The sequence below is a fragment of the Neorhizobium sp. USDA 3394 genome (assembly GCF_056280385.1).
This window is the reverse complement of record NZ_JBWCDU010000002.1, coordinates 82,995-100,336: the sequence shown is the minus strand read 5'-3', so window position 1 is coordinate 100,336 and position 17,342 is coordinate 82,995. Positions and strand designations below refer to the sequence as shown.

17 protein-coding genes are annotated in these 17,342 nt (G+C 60.9%); 6 read left to right on the top strand and 11 right to left on the bottom strand.

The genetic code is table 11. From position 1 onward, the window contains the following. Positions 1-1,702: 1,702 nt before the first annotated feature. Genes ACZ9EJ_RS22045 through ACZ9EJ_RS22030 form a run of 4 tightly spaced genes read left to right on the top strand, consistent with a single transcriptional unit; the run spans position 1,703 to position 3,482 of the window. Positions 1,703-2,290 carry a hypothetical protein gene (locus ACZ9EJ_RS22045; protein WP_476099837.1) on the top strand — a complete coding sequence of 196 codons (588 nt, stop codon included), beginning with the start codon at positions 1,703-1,705 and terminating at the stop codon, positions 2,288-2,290. A gap of 49 nt (positions 2,291-2,339) precedes the next feature. Continuing rightward, positions 2,340-2,591: a hypothetical protein gene (locus ACZ9EJ_RS22040; protein WP_476099835.1), complete on the top strand. Its 252-nt coding sequence runs from the start codon at positions 2,340-2,342 to the stop codon at positions 2,589-2,591. 16 nt (positions 2,592-2,607) lie between these two features. After that, positions 2,608-3,132 (top strand): hypothetical protein, encoded by a 525-nt coding sequence (locus tag ACZ9EJ_RS22035; RefSeq protein ID WP_476099833.1) that lies wholly within the window; start codon positions 2,608-2,610, stop codon positions 3,130-3,132. Beyond that, positions 3,129-3,482, top strand: a complete 354-nt coding sequence (locus tag ACZ9EJ_RS22030) for a hypothetical protein (protein WP_046642300.1) — start codon at positions 3,129-3,131, stop codon at positions 3,480-3,482. The genes ACZ9EJ_RS22035 and ACZ9EJ_RS22030 overlap by 4 nt, the downstream gene beginning before the upstream one ends. Before the next feature lie 115 nt (positions 3,483-3,597). Here ACZ9EJ_RS22030 and ACZ9EJ_RS22025 read toward each other — a convergent pair whose 3' ends face one another. Beyond that, the gene (locus ACZ9EJ_RS22025) at positions 3,598-4,881 is read right to left on the bottom strand and encodes a cystathionine gamma-synthase family protein (RefSeq protein ID WP_046642301.1); all 1,284 of its coding nucleotides are present in this window, start codon (positions 4,879-4,881) and stop codon (positions 3,598-3,600) included. Positions 4,882-4,977: 96 nt separating this feature from the next. Continuing rightward, a complete protein-coding gene (locus tag ACZ9EJ_RS22020; RefSeq protein ID WP_476099830.1) occupies positions 4,978-5,607 on the bottom strand; it encodes a hypothetical protein in 630 nt (209 codons plus the stop codon). 272 nt (positions 5,608-5,879) lie between these two features. Here ACZ9EJ_RS22020 and ACZ9EJ_RS22015 point away from each other — a divergent pair, with 272 nt between their 5' ends. Further along, positions 5,880-7,304: a mannitol dehydrogenase family protein gene (locus ACZ9EJ_RS22015; protein WP_476099828.1), complete on the top strand. Its 1,425-nt coding sequence runs from the start codon at positions 5,880-5,882 to the stop codon at positions 7,302-7,304. Positions 7,305-7,334: 30 nt separating this feature from the next. Here ACZ9EJ_RS22015 and ACZ9EJ_RS22010 read toward each other — a convergent pair whose 3' ends face one another. From ACZ9EJ_RS22010 to ACZ9EJ_RS21970, 9 genes are all read right to left on the bottom strand, one after another. Further along, a complete protein-coding gene (locus ACZ9EJ_RS22010; RefSeq protein WP_046642302.1) occupies positions 7,335-8,612 on the bottom strand; it encodes an L-fuconate dehydratase in 1,278 nt (425 codons plus the stop codon). A 17-nt stretch (positions 8,613-8,629) separates the two neighbouring features. Beyond that, positions 8,630-9,364 (bottom strand): SDR family oxidoreductase, encoded by a 735-nt coding sequence (locus tag ACZ9EJ_RS22005; protein ID WP_046629764.1) that lies wholly within the window; start codon positions 9,362-9,364, stop codon positions 8,630-8,632. A 50-nt stretch (positions 9,365-9,414) separates the two neighbouring features. Further along, positions 9,415-9,744 carry an L-rhamnose mutarotase gene (locus ACZ9EJ_RS22000; RefSeq protein ID WP_046642323.1) on the bottom strand — a complete coding sequence of 110 codons (330 nt, stop codon included), beginning with the start codon at positions 9,742-9,744 and terminating at the stop codon, positions 9,415-9,417. Positions 9,745-9,755: 11 nt separating this feature from the next. After that, positions 9,756-10,763, bottom strand: a complete 1,008-nt coding sequence (locus ACZ9EJ_RS21995) for a zinc-binding alcohol dehydrogenase family protein (protein WP_046642303.1) — start codon at positions 10,761-10,763, stop codon at positions 9,756-9,758. A gap of 4 nt (positions 10,764-10,767) precedes the next feature. Next, the gene (locus tag ACZ9EJ_RS21990) at positions 10,768-11,586 is read right to left on the bottom strand and encodes an amidohydrolase family protein (RefSeq protein WP_046642304.1); all 819 of its coding nucleotides are present in this window, start codon (positions 11,584-11,586) and stop codon (positions 10,768-10,770) included. Positions 11,587-11,588: 2 nt separating this feature from the next. Then, positions 11,589-12,602 (bottom strand): aldo/keto reductase, encoded by a 1,014-nt coding sequence (locus tag ACZ9EJ_RS21985; protein WP_046642305.1) that lies wholly within the window; start codon positions 12,600-12,602, stop codon positions 11,589-11,591. Positions 12,603-12,676: 74 nt separating this feature from the next. Next, on the bottom strand, positions 12,677-13,633 hold the full coding sequence (locus ACZ9EJ_RS21980; protein ID WP_046642306.1) for an ABC transporter substrate-binding protein: 957 nt from the start codon (positions 13,631-13,633) through the stop codon (positions 12,677-12,679). 99 nt (positions 13,634-13,732) lie between these two features. Further along, positions 13,733-14,761, bottom strand: a complete 1,029-nt coding sequence (locus ACZ9EJ_RS21975) for an ABC transporter permease (protein WP_046642307.1) — start codon at positions 14,759-14,761, stop codon at positions 13,733-13,735. A 9-nt stretch (positions 14,762-14,770) separates the two neighbouring features. Beyond that, positions 14,771-16,321: a sugar ABC transporter ATP-binding protein gene (locus ACZ9EJ_RS21970; RefSeq protein WP_046642324.1), complete on the bottom strand. Its 1,551-nt coding sequence runs from the start codon at positions 16,319-16,321 to the stop codon at positions 14,771-14,773. Positions 16,322-16,616: 295 nt separating this feature from the next. On the opposite strand from ACZ9EJ_RS21970, the gene ACZ9EJ_RS21965 reads away from it, so the two are divergent. Next, positions 16,617-17,318, top strand: a complete 702-nt coding sequence (locus tag ACZ9EJ_RS21965; RefSeq protein WP_046629758.1) for a FadR/GntR family transcriptional regulator — start codon at positions 16,617-16,619, stop codon at positions 17,316-17,318. Positions 17,319-17,342 lie beyond the last annotated feature (24 nt).

The following is a 17,342-nucleotide window of genomic DNA, read 5'->3' as shown; positions in this document are numbered from 1 at the left end:
CTCGAGGAACGCGCCGGAGCCCGGGAACACATGGCCTAAGCACTGCGCATTCCGAACACCGCGATTCGACGAACCCACAGACAGGGTCTCTCGGGCCGGGCCCAAGTCCTCACCATGTCCTTCCGGGAGGGAGCCCTCCTGAGGCCCATAGTCTCTAGCGGCGGGAGAAAGGCATTTATTTAGATGACTTGTTTCAACTCAGCAGCCTTGGGATTTGACTGGTGGGTTAGACTAGGAAACCGCCATCGGCAGCCGAGCATCCTGGGTAGGGTAATGCCGATCGACAAAATTCTCGCACAAACGCCTGCGGAATCCCTTGGATGAGTTGGCTAGCGAACGGAGTTCTGTTGGTTGGCTTCGTACTGCAGTTACTCGGGTATTCGGAAACATGCACTCAAGGTGGTATCGACTCGTTCGCAGTCGGTGCGAGACTAAGTTTATTGTTCTTCTTGGGACACTGGTACATAAACATTCGCGAGATGAAGTATGCTGGTAAGCATGGCGCAGCCGCCTCAGGTCTCAGCGGAATTGCTTTGGGCATCTGTATCTGCGTTCTGATTTTGGCAACAAATTGGACGCTGCTCTGGGGCGTCCTCGGGACAGGCGAGTCCCCGTGCTTTCAAACCGCTGATTTCACAGACTTCAGGCCTCCGCGAGCCTTTTCCGGTGAGTATCGGATCGACGACGTTATGGTCGGAATAGCGTACGGACTGTTGCCGGTAATAAGTCTCTGCATTCTGGCTATCCGCGCGATATTGGCGCTTCTAGGCAGCGGTAATATTGCTCCAGATAAGCTGCCATAATTGGGGCTAGTTGCGTTTGTCGGGCAGCCAATGCGCATGCTCTCAGAAATATTTTCGACCCGCGCAAAGAATAATGTAAATTGTCCAAAAGGAACTCAAATAGAATCCCACGATTGTTATGCAGCTCTTCATGAAGCCGACCCACCACCAATCATTCAAGCTGATCCGGTAATAGTTGAGCCCCCCAACGACAGGCTTTCCGGATATCCAGTAAGACATGATGGCCAAAGCTACCACTATACCGAACATTCTGGGCTCGAAATGGGGAGTTAAATGTCGACCCGTTTTATATAATGCGATTAATAGCCAAAGAAATAATGTAAGCCCCAAGGTCGACCGCACAATAGCGGTGTTACAGATGTGCCTGTTAGTGAGATCACTGGCGGACACAAAGGACTCGTTTGGCGGCCAGATCAATCGGAAATCCGACCGAGCGACGGTGCAGACGTCTTGTGCCAATGCCGAGATGAACAATCCCACCAGCGCATTAGCAATGACGACGAAAAGAAGGAGCCACATGCATTGAGCGTAGGCAGGCCCAAAATTCGGGTTAGGACGCGTCACCATTTCTCGTTTCCCCTTTCACGCTCGGTCTGACCAAGCGTCGGCGTCCCGGGCACTTCCGTATTCGCAGACTACGATTGAGCTGCGACTACACGGATACTCTGTGCAACGATACAGGCATTCTCTTAAGGTCCTCGTTCTAAGAGCCCGTCCGAGAATTGGGGATCATTGATCGAACGGGACTTGTCTTACGCTTTGATGGTAATACAGCCATTCAACATCATGGCGATTAACGGTGGGTCCATTGATTGGTTTGTTGGCGATAGCTCTATTTCTGATTGCCGTGATTGGCGGCGTTATCACCTGTTTTGTTATAGTGGTGCGCAAATTATGGAATGACGCGACCCAATCAAGCAGCATTGCGTGGCCTTATTATTATAGGTGCTTTGGGCGTGATTGCGTCGCCATACGTTATGGTGAAGCTCTGGGAGCGATCACAGGTGCCAGCCCGGGTACCAACGCCTTTAGTGGTTTCGGAGATTGAATATCGGCTGGAAGAGTCGTGGGGCATCGGTGGTCCCGGCGACAATGAAACTGGCTTTGTTGTCTATCGGCTTACTAATGCGAGCGCTGAATGGGCAAGAGGCCAAGGGGATCGATTAACATCCGCGCTAGATGGTTCTAGCAAATCGTGGCGAGCAACTCCCATTGATTACGCCAACGACAAGCGGGCGTTCCGCGAATGGTCTCCAAAAGAGTGGAGTAAGCAGCTTGCATCCGGCGAAAATGTCGAGCCGCGTATCCCAACGCTGTTAGAATATTTGGGCAAATATGGCTTTGATATTCCTATTGAATATGGAAAAGATCTTGGAATAAATGAAGCGATACAGTCGTCCGGCTCCTTCTATAAATATGGGAGAGGCGGGAGCGTCACCACTGTCGATCCGAAAAGAGGTAAGGTTCATTTCGCCTATGCCGGATGAACATGGTTTTTCGTGCAGCCGACTATTAGGGGCAGCCCGAGCATCAGGGTTGAGTGATCTGGCCGATGATGATTCCCCTCCAATGCAAATGTGTTCGCCGGAACAGAACGGGTCCCAGAACCTTATTTTTCCAGTGACTGTCAAACTAGCAGACACATCAATTCCGGTGGACGGACGGGCAATCAAGGTTTCGCCGGGCATGGCAACTACAGTCGAGATCAAAACAGGCGATCGTCGTATCCTCGAGTATGTTTTCTCGCCACTTGTGGAAACCGCGGCAATCGCGCTGAGGGAGCGCTGAGGGGATAATTTAGATCATGGCGGTTCAACCAAACCCAAATTTTGGACCAGCCTATGCTCAATGCATGTGGCTGCTGCTTTTCGTTGTAATAGCTAATGCACTTATAGGACTGGCCATTTCGGTATTGGGGCAGGACGTCTGCTCTATCGCGCGTTCAGGAATCCGGTCTGCTTGGCCGCCAAACGAGTCATTTGTGTCGGTTAGCGATCTCACCAACAAGCATATCTGCAACACAGTTATTGTGCGGTCAATTTTGAGCTGCAGCATGTTCATATGGCTGTTAATCGCAATATATAAAACGGCTCAGCATCTAACTCCACATTTTGACCCGGTTATGTTTGCAATAGTTGTGGTGTTGGGTATGACAAGTTACTGGTTTTCCGGATTTCCTGCCGTCTCAGGCCTTCATTATTATCAGGTTGGTTTAGATGATTGGTGGTGGGTAGGCTTTATTAAGAGCGGCTTACTAATTGTCGGTTTCTATTTGAGTAGTTTATTAACGATATATATCTTGCTCTGCGCCTTCCGAAAATTCCAATGAAAGGACCCTCTACGAGTGAAGATAAGAAGGCAGAAACGGTCCTAAATAATTCATTTCTGATGCTGGAGACCGTTACCGCCCTCTCGGGCGCCACGGGCGGCGCTGCTTCGGACATTTTCGTCTACACGGCTGGGTTCGGGCACGGCACGATCACGAATTTCGTCGCGGCTGGAACTGCTCATGATGTGATCGAGGTGGATCATGCGGTATTTTTGGACTGGGCCGCATTGCTAGCTGCGTCGTCGCAGTCAGGTGCCGATACGATTATCAGAGCTGACGCAGACAACTCGATCACCCTGAAGAACGTGGCTGTGAACACACTCCAGTCGAATGATTTTCGGTTCGTTTAGCCTCGTGGAGACATTTGCAGCTGGATCAATCTCAGGAATCGTTGGTTGCGCGTCGGAGATACAAGACGAATGACGGCTCCGACGCCGGCGGTTCCAGGCGCAACCATCCGCCGGCTCAGGCCTGGTCGAGCGCAATCGTCAGGTCGGCGATCAGGTCGTCGGGGTGCTCGATGCCGATCGACAGGCGGATGGTTGAGTCAAGCACCCCGATCCTCTGGCGCACCTCGGCCGGGACGCCGGAATGGGTCATGGTCGCCGGGTGGCTGGCAAGCGATTCCGTGCCCCCTAGGCTGACCGCCAGCTTGAAGATCTGCAGTGCGTTCAGGAACCGGAACGAAGCCGGTTGACCGCCCCTGATGTCGAAGGAGAAGGTCGAGCCGCCGCCGGTGCATTGCGCCGCAAACACTTTTCCGACCGGCGATGCCGGGTCGTGATATGGCAGGTAATGGATGGCCTCGACATTCGGATGGCCGCGCAGGAAATCGGCGACGGCGAGCGCATTGGTGTTGGCCTTTTCCATGCGGATCGACAGCGTCTCCAGGCTGCGGCCGAGCATCCAGCAGGAATGCGGGTCGAGCTGGGTGCCGATCGCCCCGCGCAGCGCCTTCACCTGGCGCATCAACGCCTTGGAGCCGAGTGCTGCACCGGCGATCAGGTCCGAATGGCCGCCGACATATTTGGTCAGCGAATAGAGCGAGATATCCGCCCCGTGCTCGATCGGCCGCTGGAAGACCGGGCCGAGCAGCGTGTTGTCGCAGGCGATCACCGGCGTGTGGCCCTGGTTTCGCCCGATCGCATCCGCCACCCGGCGGATCATCGCCACGTCGACAAGGCTGTTGGTCGGGTTGGCCGGCGTTTCGATCAGGATGACCGAAACCCTTCCCTTGCCCATCGCCTCCCCGGCCGCCGCCGTCACAGACTGCTCGTTGACCCCGTCCGCAAACCCGACCGCCGCAACGCCCATGTTGAGGAAGGTTTTCGAGAGCAGCGTTTCGGTGCCGCCGTAGAGCGGTTGCGAGTGCAGCACGCAGTCGCCGGGCCTGACGAAAGCCATCAGCGTCGTGGCAATCGCCGACATGCCGGAGGAAAACAGCACGCAGCTCTCCGCCTGCTCATAGACCGCCAGCCGGTCCTCGACGATCTCGCTGTTGGGATGGTTGAAGCGCGAATAGACCAGCCCCGCGCCCGTTCCCGCCGGGGGATCCTTGCGGCCGGAGACGAAATCGAAGAAGTCGCGGCCTTCCTCGGCGGACTTGAACACGAAGGTGGAGGTGAGAAACACCGGCGGCTTCACGGCCCCTTCGGAAAGCTCCGGGTCGTAGCCGTAGTTCAGCATCTGCGTTTCGGGATGGAGCTTGTGATTGCCGATATGCGTCTTGGAGGGATGCGGGGCGGTCATGAAGGATCTCCTGGCTTGAAAAAAGCGGATGCCATGACCGGAGATAATACCAGAACCGACCCCGCCAAGGGGTGCCGTCCGCGAAAGCCGGATTGTTCAGCGCGCCGCGGGCGCTGCCGGATGTGCGGCGGCTGTCGGACGCGCAGGTGCGGATGGATGCCCGGCGGGCGCGGACGGGTAGGCGGAGGGCAAGGCCGGCTCTCCCCAGGCCGAGATCGGCTGGCCGCCCCTGGTCGTGACGCGCATGTCGTAGAGCGCAAGCGAGGCTTCGACCTGGCGCATGTCGGCGCAGCGGTTGATGATGCCGGCGATATATTGCACGCAGTCGCTGGTGCTGCCCTGTACCGAGCTGGTCGCCCAGTCCTTGACGATGCCGTCGGCGCCGACCAGGAAGTAGGAAAGCCGGTTGTTCTGCGACACGGTCGAACGGCCGACCAGACCACCGAAGCTCGAGCCGGACTCGGTGCGCGCCGCGGGCGCGATATGCCGGTAGATCGTCATCCCGTTCTTCAGTTGGGTCGCGCCGATCATCGGCCCGAACGTCGCGTCGGAGCCGGAAACCCGCGCCAGGGTCGACTGGTTGACATTGGCCACCTCCGCATAGGGACGGCCCATCGCATAGCTGGTGAAGGACCGGTTGGCGGCGTTCTCCGCCTTTTCCGCCACCTGTGAGCAGCCCGCAAGAGCCAAGCCGAACGCCATCGAAAAACCTGCCAGAAAACGCATGAATGCCCCCTGCCTACAACGTCCCGTACCAAAGCCCTGGTCGGTCTCCGGTCGATCAGCGGATGTGCCGGTCGCCCCCGCGGCCCGGTCGCCAGTCACTATCAGATTTTGCATATTTTGAAAGCACCGCCCCCGGCCCTTGCCTGCCGTTTCAAACGGAATCTCCGGCTTTCGGCGGGGCAGGTGTCCGGAGTATGGCGTTGACCCGTGCGCTCGCGCAGGGCTATCACTGCTTGCATCAATAAGGGAGGATGCCCGGGGATATTCCGGGTATGATGATCAGAAGAATGCCACGCCTTTCCGCTTCCACCGCATTTCCCGCCCATGTCGCCGCACCCGGTTATGACCGGGGTCTTCTGAAGCCCGGCATCCTGCATATCGGGCTTGGCGCATTCCACCGCGCCCATCAGGCTGTCTATACCGACACCGCATTGGCTGCGGAGTTCGGCGACTGGGGCATTGTCGGCGTCAGCTTACGCTCGGTGGATATCGTCCATGATCTTGCGGCGCAGGGTGGACTCTATTCGGTAGTCGCCCGCAGCGCCGCCGGGGACCATGCCCAGGTCGTCGGCTCGGTCACCAGGGGCCTGTCGGGCGTCGAGAACCAGGCGGAAATCCTGGCGCTGATGGCCGATCCGGCAATCCGGGTCGTCACCATCACCGTCACCGAAAAGGCCTATGGCATCGATCCGGTTACCGGCGGACTCGACCGTAACCATCCGTCCGTCAAAGCGGATCTCGCCGATCCCAAGTCGCCCACCGGCGTGATCGGTTATCTGGTGGAAGGTCTTTGGCAACGCCATGCCGCCGGCCTGCCGCCCTTTACCGTACTCTGCTGCGATAACCTGCCGACCAATGGCCGCATCGTCCGGCGGCTGGTGATCGAGATGGCCGGCGCTCGCGATCCGGCGCTCGCCAACTGGATCGCCGGCCAAGGCGCCTTTCCGTCCAGCATGGTCGACCGCATCGTGCCGGCCGCGACCGACGAGACGCGGGAACTTGCCGAAACCCTGATCGGCGCCGAAGACAGGCTGGCGCTCAGCACCGAACCCTTCATGCAATGGGTGATCGAGGACCATTTCCCTGCCGGCCGACCCAGGTGGGAAGCCGGCGGAGCGCTTTTCGTCGATGATGTCGAGCCCTATGAGAAAATGAAGCTGCGGCTGCTCAACGGTTCCCATTCGCTGGTCGCCTATCTCGGCCAGCTGAAGGACCTCACATTCGTCCGCGACGTCATGGCCGTGCCGGAATACCAGACACTGGTTCGCCGCCATATGGCGGAGGCGGTCAAGACGCTCGATCCGGTGCCGGGCATCGACCTTGGCCGCTACATGGACCAGCTGATCGAGCGCTTCGAGAACCCGACGATCGCCCACAAGACACAGCAGATCGCCATGGACGGCACCCAGAAACTGCCGCAGCGCATCTTTGCAGGCGCAGTGGAAGCGCTGGCGAATGGTGGAGATGCGTCGTCTGCAGCTTACGTTGTGGCGCTCTGGATCGCCTATGTTTGCAAGGCCGCGGAGATCAACGATCCGCGCGCGGCCGAGCTGAAGGCCGCCGCCGCCAGGATGACGGCGGACGATCCGTCAGCGCCCTTCTTCGCAATCCCGGGCCTGTTCCCCCAGGCTCTCACGGAGAATGGCGCATGGCGCGCGCAGGTGAACGCGGAGCTTGAAAAATTGAACGCCGGCTGATGCCGGCGTCCTCGTGGGCGCGCTGTCGTATCAGGCCTTGAACGTGTAGTCGGCGATCGATTGCGATTTCATCTCGATCGAAAAACCCGGCCGCGATGGCGGCATGTAGGCGGCATTCTCGATGATGCAGGGCTCGACGAAATGTTCGTGCAGGTGGTCGACATATTCGATCACCCTTCCTTCCTTGGTGCCGGACACGGCAATGTAGTCGATCATCGACAGATGCTGGACGTATTCGCACAAGCCCACGCCGCCGGCATGCGGCCAGACGGGGAGATCGTATTTGGCGGCGACCAGCAGCACCGCCAGCACCTCGTTCAACCCGCCCATGCGGCATGAATCGATCTGCACGATGTCGATCGCGCCTTCGGCGATGAACTGCTTGAACATGATGCGGTTCTGGCACATCTCGCCGGTCGCGACCTTCACCGGGTGTATGCCATTGCGTATCTTGCGGTGCCCGGCAATGTCGTCCGGGCTGGTCGGCTCCTCGATGAAGAAGGGTTTTGCAAAGGCGAGCCTGTTGACCCAGTCGATCGCCTGGCCGACTTCCCACACTTGGTTTGCATCGATCATCAGGTAGCGGTCAGGGCCGATCACCTCGCGGGCGATGGTCAGGCGCCTGATATCGTCTTCGAGATCGCGCCCAACCTTCATCTTCACATGGTTGAAGCCGGCATCGACCGCTTCCTTGCAAAGGCGGCGGAGCTTGTCTTCCGGATAGCCAAGCCATCCGGCCGATGTCGTGTAGCAGGCATAACCCTCGCGTTTCAGCACCGCGATACGTTCCGCCTTGCCTGCCTCGGCCCGTTTCAGGATCGCCAGCGCATCCTCGCGCGACAGCGCGTCGGTCAGGTAGCGATAATCGACGATATCGGCGATCTCTTCGGCAGACATCTCGGAAACCAGCTGCCAGACCGGCTTGCCCTTCTGCTTGGCGAGAAGATCCCAGAAAGCGTTGACGACGGCGCCGGTGGCGAGGTGGATGGCCCCCTTGTCCGGACCGATCCAGCGCAACTGGCTGTCGCTGGTCAGATGCCGCCAGAATTTTCCGGGCGCCGCAGCGAAGGTTTCGAGCTCCTGCCCGACCACCAGATGCCGCATCGCCTTGATCGCCATGCAGCAGATGTCGTTGCCCCGCCCGATCGTGAAGGTCAGGCCGTGGCCGGCAAGATCTCCGCTATCGGTATCGAGGATGACATAGGCCGCCGAATAATCCGGGTCCGGGTTCATCGCGTCGGAGCCGTCGAGGCTTTGCGATGTGGGGAAACGAAGATCGAAGACGCGGAGATCGGTGATGCGGGTCATGGTTCTCTCGTGTTGCCTCAGATGGTCCAGCCGCCGTCGATGGCGTAAGCCTGGCCTGACGTATAGGTGGCGCCGGCGAGGTAGAGGGCGAGCTCGGCGATTTCTTCCGGGGTGCCGAGCCGGCCCATCGGCTGGCGGGCGATGAAGGCGGCGCGGGCCTCGTCGTAATTGCCCTGGGCCCGCATCCGGTCCTGCAGCGACGGGCTTTCGACGGTGCCCGGGCAGATGGCGTTGCAGCGGATGCCGTCGGTCACATAATCGGCGGCGACGGATTTGGTGAGCCCGATCACGGCCGCCTTGGTGACGCCATAGGCGAAGCGGTTCGGGACGCCCTTGATGCTGGAGGCAACGGACGACATGTTGATGATCGCGCCGTCCTTTTGCGCCAGCATGCCCGGCAGCACGGCGCGTATAGTGCGGATCATCGCCCTGACGTTGAGGTCGAGGGCGAAGTCGAAGTCGCTGTCCTTCATCTCGAGGATCGAGCCTCCATGGACGAAGCCGGCGCAGTTGAAGAGGATATCGACCGTGCCGATGGCCTCGACACAGGCGACAATGGCCGCGTTATCGAGGACGTCGAGCCTTGCGGTTCTCAGGTTGTCGAGCTTCGGGAGGGCAGCCAGCAGGCTTTCGTTGATATCGGTCGCGTGGACGGTCGCGCCCGCTTCTGCAAAGGCGAGCGCCGCGGCCCGGCCGATACCCTGGCCTGCGGCGGTCACGAGCGCGGTTTTTCCATCAAGTCTGATCGTCATGTCTTGTCCTCGAATTATCCGGCCGGCGGTCAGTCTGATCGAGGAAATCCTCAATCATGATGAAAGACCTCTTCCATCATCGCCCACCACTCGCCTTCTTTGCGGCTGTCGAGCGGCTTCTGGCAAGGGATGGTGAGAGACCACCATTCCTGGTTCTTGGGGTCGGCGGCTATTTTCGCCATGTCGGCTTCAAAGTCCGTGCCATGATATTCCCAGGTTCCGAACAGCAGGTTCTCCGGTTCGCGCAGGAAGATCGTGTAGTTCCTGATGTTGGCGCGGCTGATGAGGTCGAGCACTTCCGGCCAGACGGCGGCGTGCAGGCGCTTGTATTCCGCGATCATCTGCGGCTCGATGCGGATCACCATGCCCATTCGCTGCATCATCGCCTCCTTCAGACTTCCACCAGCGCCTTGACGACGCCAGCCGCCGGGTCGGTCAGTCCCGGAAAACGTTCCGGCACTTCCGACAGCATCATTCTATGGGTGACCAGGGCTGCGGGGATCTCGCCCTCGCGCATCGCCTGCATCACGCGCTCGAAATCCACGGCCGTCGCATTGCGGCTGCCGAGCAGCGTCGTCTCGCGCTTGTGGAATTCCGGATCGGAAAAGGTGATGTCGCTCGAAACGATTGAGACAAGCACGTAGGTGCCGCCATGGGCGACGAAACCGAACCCGCGTTCGATCGCTCTCGAATTGCCGGTCGCATCGAAGACGGCATCGAAGAAGTCGCCACCGGTCAGGGCCGAGAGCAGCCCGTGGTCGTCCGGGCCCAGTTGAACTGTGGAGGCGAGCCCAAGCTGCTGGCGGGCGAAGTCCAGCCGGTCGACGCGGCTGTCGAGAAGCGTCACCGCTCCGCCCTCGAGCGTCGCGAAGATCGCCACTGCCAGCCCGATCGGACCGGCGCCGGTGACCAGAACGCTCTGTCCGGGCTCGATCCTGGCGCGGGCAACCGCATGGGCGCCGATCGCCAGAAATTCCACCATTGCCGCCTGGTCGAGCGAAAGCCCGCCGGCCTTCAGGACGAAGGCTTCCGGCAGGCTCAGATATTCGGTCATGCCGCCGTCGCGATGCACGCCGAGGACGCCGAGGTTTCGGCAGCAATTGGTCCGGCCATTGAGGCAGGCATGGCAGTGGCCGCAGGAGATATAGGGCATGATCGAGACGGTATCGCCGGCCTCAAGCGTACTGCCGGCCGGCGCTTCCTCGACCGTGCCGGCGAGCTCATGGCCCATGACGCGCGGATAGGAGAGATAGGGCTGGTTGCCGGTAAAGATATGCAGGTCGGTGCCGCAGACGCCGATGCGCCGCAGTTTCACCAGCACTTCACCCTCGCCGCGAAGAGGCTTGGGACGGTCGATGGCGCTGAGTTTGCCTGGTTCGTCGCAGATGATCGTCAGCATATTCTTACGCTCCGAGTCGATAGAAACGCTGGGCATTGCCACCGAAGACCTCGCCATGAGCGTCAGCGGGCACGATATCGAGGCATTGGTCCAGCCAGGCCTGGTAGTCCCCCGCAAGCCTCAGCACCGGCCAGTCGCTGCCCCAGATGACCTGTTCGCGGCCGAACAGGTCGAAAATGGTCTCGGCATAAGGCCGCACCGCCTGGGGCTTCTGGTCACCTGCCTCGGTCAGCAGGCCGGAAAGCTTGCAGTGAACGTTCGGCAGTTCGGCGAGCACTTTCATGCGCGCGTACCAGCCGATGAAACGCCCCTCCGAGATCGGCGGTTTGGCGCCATGGTCGATGACGATGTAGAGGTCCGGGTGCCGACGGGCAAAGCCGAGCAGCGGTTCGAGATGGCGTGGCAGCACCAGCGCATCGAAGACCAGCCGGTGTTCGATCATGGCGGCGACGGCGGCGTCGAGCGCCGGATCGTCGATCCAGCGATCGTCGGCGATATCCTGCAGCATCGGGCGAAGACCTTTAAGCTTCGGATGCCGGGCCAGCCGGGCAATGTTCGCAGATGCGCCGGATGCCTTCATGTCCGTCCAGCCGACCACGCCGAGGATGAAGGGCGTCCTGTCGGCGAGATCGAGCATGAACGCCGTGTCCGCCTCGCTCTCCATGGTCTGCACCAGTACCGTGCCGTCGATGCTGGCCGCATCGAGAAGCGGCGCCAAGTCGTCGGGCAGGAAATCCTGGTGGATCGCCTGAAGCTCGGCCGGCGGCCATTGGCCGGTCCGGTCCGCGATCCGCCAGAAATGCTGGTGCGCGTCGATCCGCATGGTCACCCCTCCCGACCGGGCAGCGGCGCGCCATCGGCGATCAGCCCGCGGGCTTTCAGGCGAGACCAGAAGGAGGCGGGGATCTCTTCGCCGAACCAGTCGACATTGGATCTGATCTGCTCGGCGGTGCGTGCGCCGGAGACGACGGTGACCACGGCCGGATGGGCGAGGGGGAATTGCAAGGCCGCCGCCTGCAGGCTGACGCCCTCTTCCTCGCAGGCCGCGCGCAGCACATCGACGCGGGCGAGGACATCGGCCGGCGCGTCTGTATAGTTGAACTTGCGGTTGCCGGCGAGCAGGCCGGAATTGAACGGGCCGGCCACCACGATGCCGACGCGCTGGCTGGCGCAATCGTCCATGAAGGCAAGGCTCTGTTGTTCGAGCAGCGTGTAACGGCCCGCGAGCATGGCGACATCGATGTCGAAGACCTGCATCGCGTCGCGGATGATCTCCCACTCGTTGACGCCGAGGCCGACTGCTTTGGTAAGTCCTTCCTCACGGAGTTTCTTTAGCGCGCGAAAACCGCCGCCGGCTGTCAGCTGGTACCAGTAGTGCTGGTGCTTGTCGCCATGGGTCATGCTGCCGATATCGTGGATATAGAGGATATCGGGTTTCAGGATGCCGAGCCGCTGCTGGCTTGCCTCGAACGACCACATGATGCCGTCATAGCTGTAGTCGAAGACCGGCCGGAAGGGCAGCGGCTCGACATATCCGTCTTCCTGCGAGCCGACCGTCTCGTCCGGCTGCATGAGCCGGCCGACCTTGGTGCTGAGCACGAAGTCGCCGCGCGGCAGGTCGGTCAGCATCGTGCCCAACCGCCGTTCGGAGCGTGTGTATCCGTAGAAGGGCGCCGTATCGTAATAACGGATGCCGGCCTCCCAGGCGGCCCCAAAGGCGCCGGCCGATTCCTCATATGAGGTCTTGTGGTAGAGGTTGCCCATCTGCGCGCAGCCGAGACCCATGACGGTGAGATCCACGGGGGCATTTGGCAGCTTTCGGCGCTCAGTGACATTCATGGGATAGTCCGAAATTCCTGATGATGACGGGGACGGACGCGCACCATTCGCGATGCGCGCCCGCGGGGGTAACCTTAGTACAGAACGTTCTTGGCTTCCGGCTTGTCGATATTGTCCTTGGTGACCACGACGACGCCGGTATCGACGAACTTTTCGACCTTCTCCTTGTTGATCGACTGGAGCACTGTCTTGACGCCGAGTTCGCCCATCTGGAAGGAGCCCTGCACCGCGATTGCCGACAGCGTGCCGTCTTTCACGAATTCCTGCAGGTCCTGATTGCCGTCAAAGCCGATCGCGACCACCTTGCCGGCCTTGCCGGACTGTTTCAGCGCGCGGCCCATGCCGATCGCCGTCGGCTCGTTGGCGCCGAAAATGCCCTTCAGGTCGGAATTGGCGGCCAGCACGTCGGTCGTCTGGTTGAGCGCCGTCGCCATCTGGGACTGCGAGTAGAACGGCCCGACGATGGTCAGCTTCGAATTCGCCTTGATATAGTCAGTAAAGCCGCCGACGCGTCCGATCTCGGAGCCGGCACCCGCGACGTAGGACATCACGGCGATCTTGCCTTCCTTGCCGACCTTGTCGATCAGTGCCTTGGCGGCAAGCTCGCCGGCCTTCTTGTTATCGGTAGCGAGGAACGACTGGTAATATTGCTCGGAGCCCTTGGCGAGCAGCGAGTCGATGATGATGACCGGGATGCGGGCCTCCCAGGCCTTCTTGACGGCCGGGACGAGCGCGTCCGGATCGGAGGGGGCGAGAACGATGCCGGAGACCTTCCGGTTGACGGCGTTCTCGACCATGTTGACCTGGTCGGCGATCGCCGATTCCGCGGCCGGTCCCTGGAAGGTCATGGTGTTGCCGGCGCCGCCGGCCTTCATGGCGGCATCGGCACCCTTCTGGACATTCTGCCAGAAGGTGGAATTGACGGTCTTCACGATGACGGCGATTTCGCCGGCCCAGGTCGGGACAGCACTGGCCGAGAACGCGGTGAGCGCGATCACGGATGTCAGCAATGCGGCAGCAAGCTTTCTCATGTCTTCCTCCTCTTTTCGTTGGCCGGGAACGGCCGGTTTTTCTAGAGAGCTCCTCACTCCCCTTGAAGTCTCGCGGGTAAAGGTCCGCGTGCCCTTATCTCAGCGGCGATTGCGCAGCTGGTCGATCCATACGGTGACCAGGATGACGAGGCCGATGATGATCTGCTGCGTGAAGGCGGAGACGCCGTTCATGTTGAGGCCGTTGCGAAGGATGCCGATCACGAAGGCGCCGATCGCGGTGCCTGAAATCGTGCCGACGCCGCCGATCAGCGAGGTGCCGCCGATGACCGCGCTGGCGATGGCGTCGAGTTCGTACATCACGCCCTCGTTCGGCTGGGCGGTGACGAGGCGCGACATCAGTACGCAACCAGTGAGGCCTGCCAGCGTGCCGGAGAGCACATAGGTGAAGCTCACGATGCGGGCGACGTTGACGCCGGAAAGCCGCGCCGCATCGGCGTTCGAACCGACCGCATAGATATGCCGGCCGAGCACCGAGCGGTTGAGCATGTATGAGACGGCAATCGCAATCGCGATCATCAGGATGACGGGGTAGGGGATGCCGGGGAAGACGATGGTCGGAAAGCCGTCGTCGCCGATGGTGACGACCCGGAAGAGCGAGCCGTTGCCGAGCTCGCCGAAGGATTCGCCGAGCCCCGAGACGGCCCGCGCGCCGGTAATCTGCAGCGCCACGCCGCGGGCGATCATCATCATGCCGAGCGTCGCGATGAAGGGCGGCAGCTTCATCCTGGTGACGAGAACGCCGTTGATGAAACCGCAGGCCGAGCCGGTCAGAATGCCGCAGATCATGCCGAGCCAGACGGGCGTGCCGAAATCCTTGACGGCCAGCGCCGCGACCACCCCGGAAAGCGCCAGGACCGAGCCGACCGACAGGTCGATGCCGCCGGTGATGATGACGCAGGTGGCGCCGATGCCGAGAAAGGCGATCGAGGTCACCTGCAGCGCCACCGTCATGCCGTTGTCGATGGTGAAGAATGCGCTGCTGGTTGCCGAAAACACGCCGATCAGCACGAACAGGCTGCCGAGTGCGGCGAATTTCTGGATGATATCCTTCTGGCGGTCGCTGAACGTGCCGCTCTTCTGTTTCGATATTTCGGTAATTTCAGCCATGTTATGCCCTCATCCTGCCGACCGAGCGTAGCCGGAGGCGTATCGCATGATCTCTTCCTGGTCGGTTTTCGCCGTCTCCAGCACGCCGGTGATACGGCCCTGATGGAAGACGGCCACGCGGTCGGTCATGCCGAGGATCTCCGGCAGCTCGGAACTGATCAGCACGACGCCGATGCCGTTTGCCGCAAGCTCGTCCATGATCCGGTAGATGGCGAGCTTGGCGCCGACGTCGATGCCGCGCGTCGGTTCGTCGAAGAACAGCAGCTTCGATTTGCGGAACAGCCATTTGCCGATGATGATCTTCTGCTGGTTGCCGCCCGAGAGAAGGCGAACCGGCTGCTTGATCGAGGGCGTGCGGATGTTCAGGAGATCGATATAGTCATTGGTGGCCTTGGTTTGCCTGGCGAAGTCGATCAGGCCGAAACGGTTCGAGACCGCCTCCATATTGGCGAGCGTCATGTTGGCGTCGACCGGCATCTTGACCGCCAGCCCCTGCGCCTTGCGGTCCTCGGACAGATAGGCGATGCCGGCAGCGATCGCATCGCGCGGCGAGGTGATGGCGAGCGTCTGGCCGTGCAGGGTGACCTTGCCGGCATCGAGCGGATCGGCGCCGAAGATGGCGCGCGCCACTTCCGTGCGTCCGGCGCCCATCAGGCCGGCAAAGCCGAGGACCTCGCCGCGGCGCAGCGTGAAGGAAATATCGTGGAAGACACCGGCGCGTGAAAGATCTTGCGCCGAGAAGATGATTTCGCCGCTCGGAACCGACGTACGTTCGGGAAACTTCTCCTCCAGCGACCGACCGACCATTTTCGAGACGATCGCATCGACGCTGGTGGCGGCAAAATCGTCGGTGGAAATGTAGCGACCGTCGCGCAGCACCGTGACGCGGTCGACGATCTCGGACATTTCGTCGAGCCTATGCGAGATATAGACGATGCCGACGCCCGACGTCTTCAGATCGCGGATGACCTTGAACAGCTTTCCCGTCTCCTGCTCGGTCAGCGACGAGGTCGGTTCGTCCATGATCAGCACTTCGGCGTCCAGCGACAATGCCTTGGCGATCTCGACCATCTGGCACTGGGCGACGGAAAGGCCCCGCACCGGCCGGTCCGGATTGATGTCGACCCCGAGCCGGTCGAGGCATCGCTTGGCGTCGGCCCGCAGTTTCTTGCGGTCGACCAGAAAGCTCCCGCCGAGGAAACCGCGGCGCGGTTCCCGGGCGAGATAGATGTTTTCCGCCACCGTCAGGTGCGGCACGAGATTGAGTTCCTGGTGGATGATGGCGATTCCGGCGGCTTCCGATTCCCGCGTCGAGGAGAAATGCCGTTCCTCGCCCTTGTAGGTGATCGTGCCTGAACTCGGTTGGTAGACGCCGCTGACGATCTTCATCAGCGTCGACTTGCCGGCGCCGTTTTCGCCGCAGACGGCGTGAACCTCGCCGCGGCGGAGGTCGAAATGGACGTTGGCGAGCGCTTTGACGCCTGGGAAATCCTTGCTGATATTGTCGAGGCGGAGCAGCGGCTGGGTCGTCGAAGCCGATGCGGCATGGCCCGGCAGCATGGCGGCGCCATGTATGGTCTGCCCAAGCTCGGCCGGACGGTTTTCCACTTTTGCCTCCCCGGGCCGGTCAGGCCCACTCGCCGGCGGCTCCTCCCTCCGGCGTTGACAATGGGTAAACCTGAGGGCGGAAGTGGTCAAGCCAATTTTTCACGCCTCAGCGCAGACCCGTGGCGGCGGACATGAAGAAGCGGCTAGTATGGCTAAAATCGTTCAAAATCAATGATGAGAATTTGTTTGTTGCTCTCCCTAATCCTACTGATATGGTAAGGCCAAATTGTTCGGGACGACGAAATTCATGAACGGACCCATCAAGACGGCAGAACCACGGCGGCTGTATCAGCAGATAGCCGACCAGATCCGGGTGCTGATCCAGGGCGGCCAGTTTCCGGCCGGCGCACGCCTGCCGGCCGAGCGCGAGCTTGCCCAGCAGCTAGGCGTCTCGCGCCCATCCTTGCGCGAGGCGCTGATCGCGCTCGAGATCGACGGAAGCGTCGAAATCCGAATGGGGTCAGGCATCTACGTGACGGCCGAGCCGGACCGGCGGCCATGGCAAAGCGGCTCCATGGGCGAAAGCCCGCTCGAGCTGATGCAGGCAAGGGCCGCCGTCGAAGGCGCGGTCATCCTGCTCGCGGCGGCAAGGATCACGCCGGAGACGTTGCGGTCGTTGCGCCAGACGCTCGACCAGATGCGCACCGAGATCGCCGAGGGGCGCAAGGCGCTCGATCTCGACCGGCTTTTCCATCTGACCATCGCCAGCCAGTCGGGCAATTCGGTGCTGGCGCATATCGTCGGCGACCTCTTCGACGAGCGCCACAGCCCGATGTCGGCGCAGATCCGGGTGCGGTTCGAGACGCCTGAAACCTGGGGCGCTGCTCTGGCCGAACACGAAGCGATCTATGCGGCGCTGGAAACACGCAATCCGCTTCTGGCCCAGGCGATGATGCATGCACATCTGGAGGAATCGAAACAGCGCTGGATGAACCACGAGACACGGTGATATTCCTGTGGCTGTTTCGGGAGG

Bases quoted from the DNA above. Each gene is read 5' to 3' on its own strand.
- ACZ9EJ_RS22045 (WP_476099837.1), top strand. From the start codon at position 1,703: ATGACGCGACCCAATCAAGCAGCATTGCGTGGCCTTATTATTATAGGT.
- ACZ9EJ_RS22035 (WP_476099833.1), top strand. From the start codon at position 2,608: ATGGCGGTTCAACCAAACCCAAATTTTGGACCAGCCTATGCTCAATGC.
- ACZ9EJ_RS22030 (WP_046642300.1), top strand. From the start codon at position 3,129: ATGAAAGGACCCTCTACGAGTGAAGATAAGAAGGCAGAAACGGTCCTA.
- ACZ9EJ_RS22025 (WP_046642301.1), bottom strand. From the start codon at position 4,881: ATGACCGCCCCGCATCCCTCCAAGACGCATATCGGCAATCACAAGCTC.
- ACZ9EJ_RS22020 (WP_476099830.1), bottom strand. From the start codon at position 5,607: ATGCGTTTTCTGGCAGGTTTTTCGATGGCGTTCGGCTTGGCTCTTGCG.
- ACZ9EJ_RS22015 (WP_476099828.1), top strand. From the start codon at position 5,880: ATGATGATCAGAAGAATGCCACGCCTTTCCGCTTCCACCGCATTTCCC.
- ACZ9EJ_RS22010 (WP_046642302.1), bottom strand. From the start codon at position 8,612: ATGACCCGCATCACCGATCTCCGCGTCTTCGATCTTCGTTTCCCCACA.
- ACZ9EJ_RS22005 (WP_046629764.1), bottom strand. From the start codon at position 9,364: ATGACGATCAGACTTGATGGAAAAACCGCGCTCGTGACCGCCGCAGGC.
- ACZ9EJ_RS22000 (WP_046642323.1), bottom strand. From the start codon at position 9,744: ATGCAGCGAATGGGCATGGTGATCCGCATCGAGCCGCAGATGATCGCG.
- ACZ9EJ_RS21995 (WP_046642303.1), bottom strand. From the start codon at position 10,763: ATGCTGACGATCATCTGCGACGAACCAGGCAAACTCAGCGCCATCGAC.
- ACZ9EJ_RS21990 (WP_046642304.1), bottom strand. From the start codon at position 11,586: ATGCGGATCGACGCGCACCAGCATTTCTGGCGGATCGCGGACCGGACC.
- ACZ9EJ_RS21985 (WP_046642305.1), bottom strand. From the start codon at position 12,602: ATGAATGTCACTGAGCGCCGAAAGCTGCCAAATGCCCCCGTGGATCTC.
- ACZ9EJ_RS21980 (WP_046642306.1), bottom strand. From the start codon at position 13,633: ATGAGAAAGCTTGCTGCCGCATTGCTGACATCCGTGATCGCGCTCACC.
- ACZ9EJ_RS21975 (WP_046642307.1), bottom strand. From the start codon at position 14,761: ATGGCTGAAATTACCGAAATATCGAAACAGAAGAGCGGCACGTTCAGC.
- ACZ9EJ_RS21970 (WP_046642324.1), bottom strand. From the start codon at position 16,321: ATGCTGCCGGGCCATGCCGCATCGGCTTCGACGACCCAGCCGCTGCTC.
- ACZ9EJ_RS21965 (WP_046629758.1), top strand. From the start codon at position 16,617: ATGAACGGACCCATCAAGACGGCAGAACCACGGCGGCTGTATCAGCAG.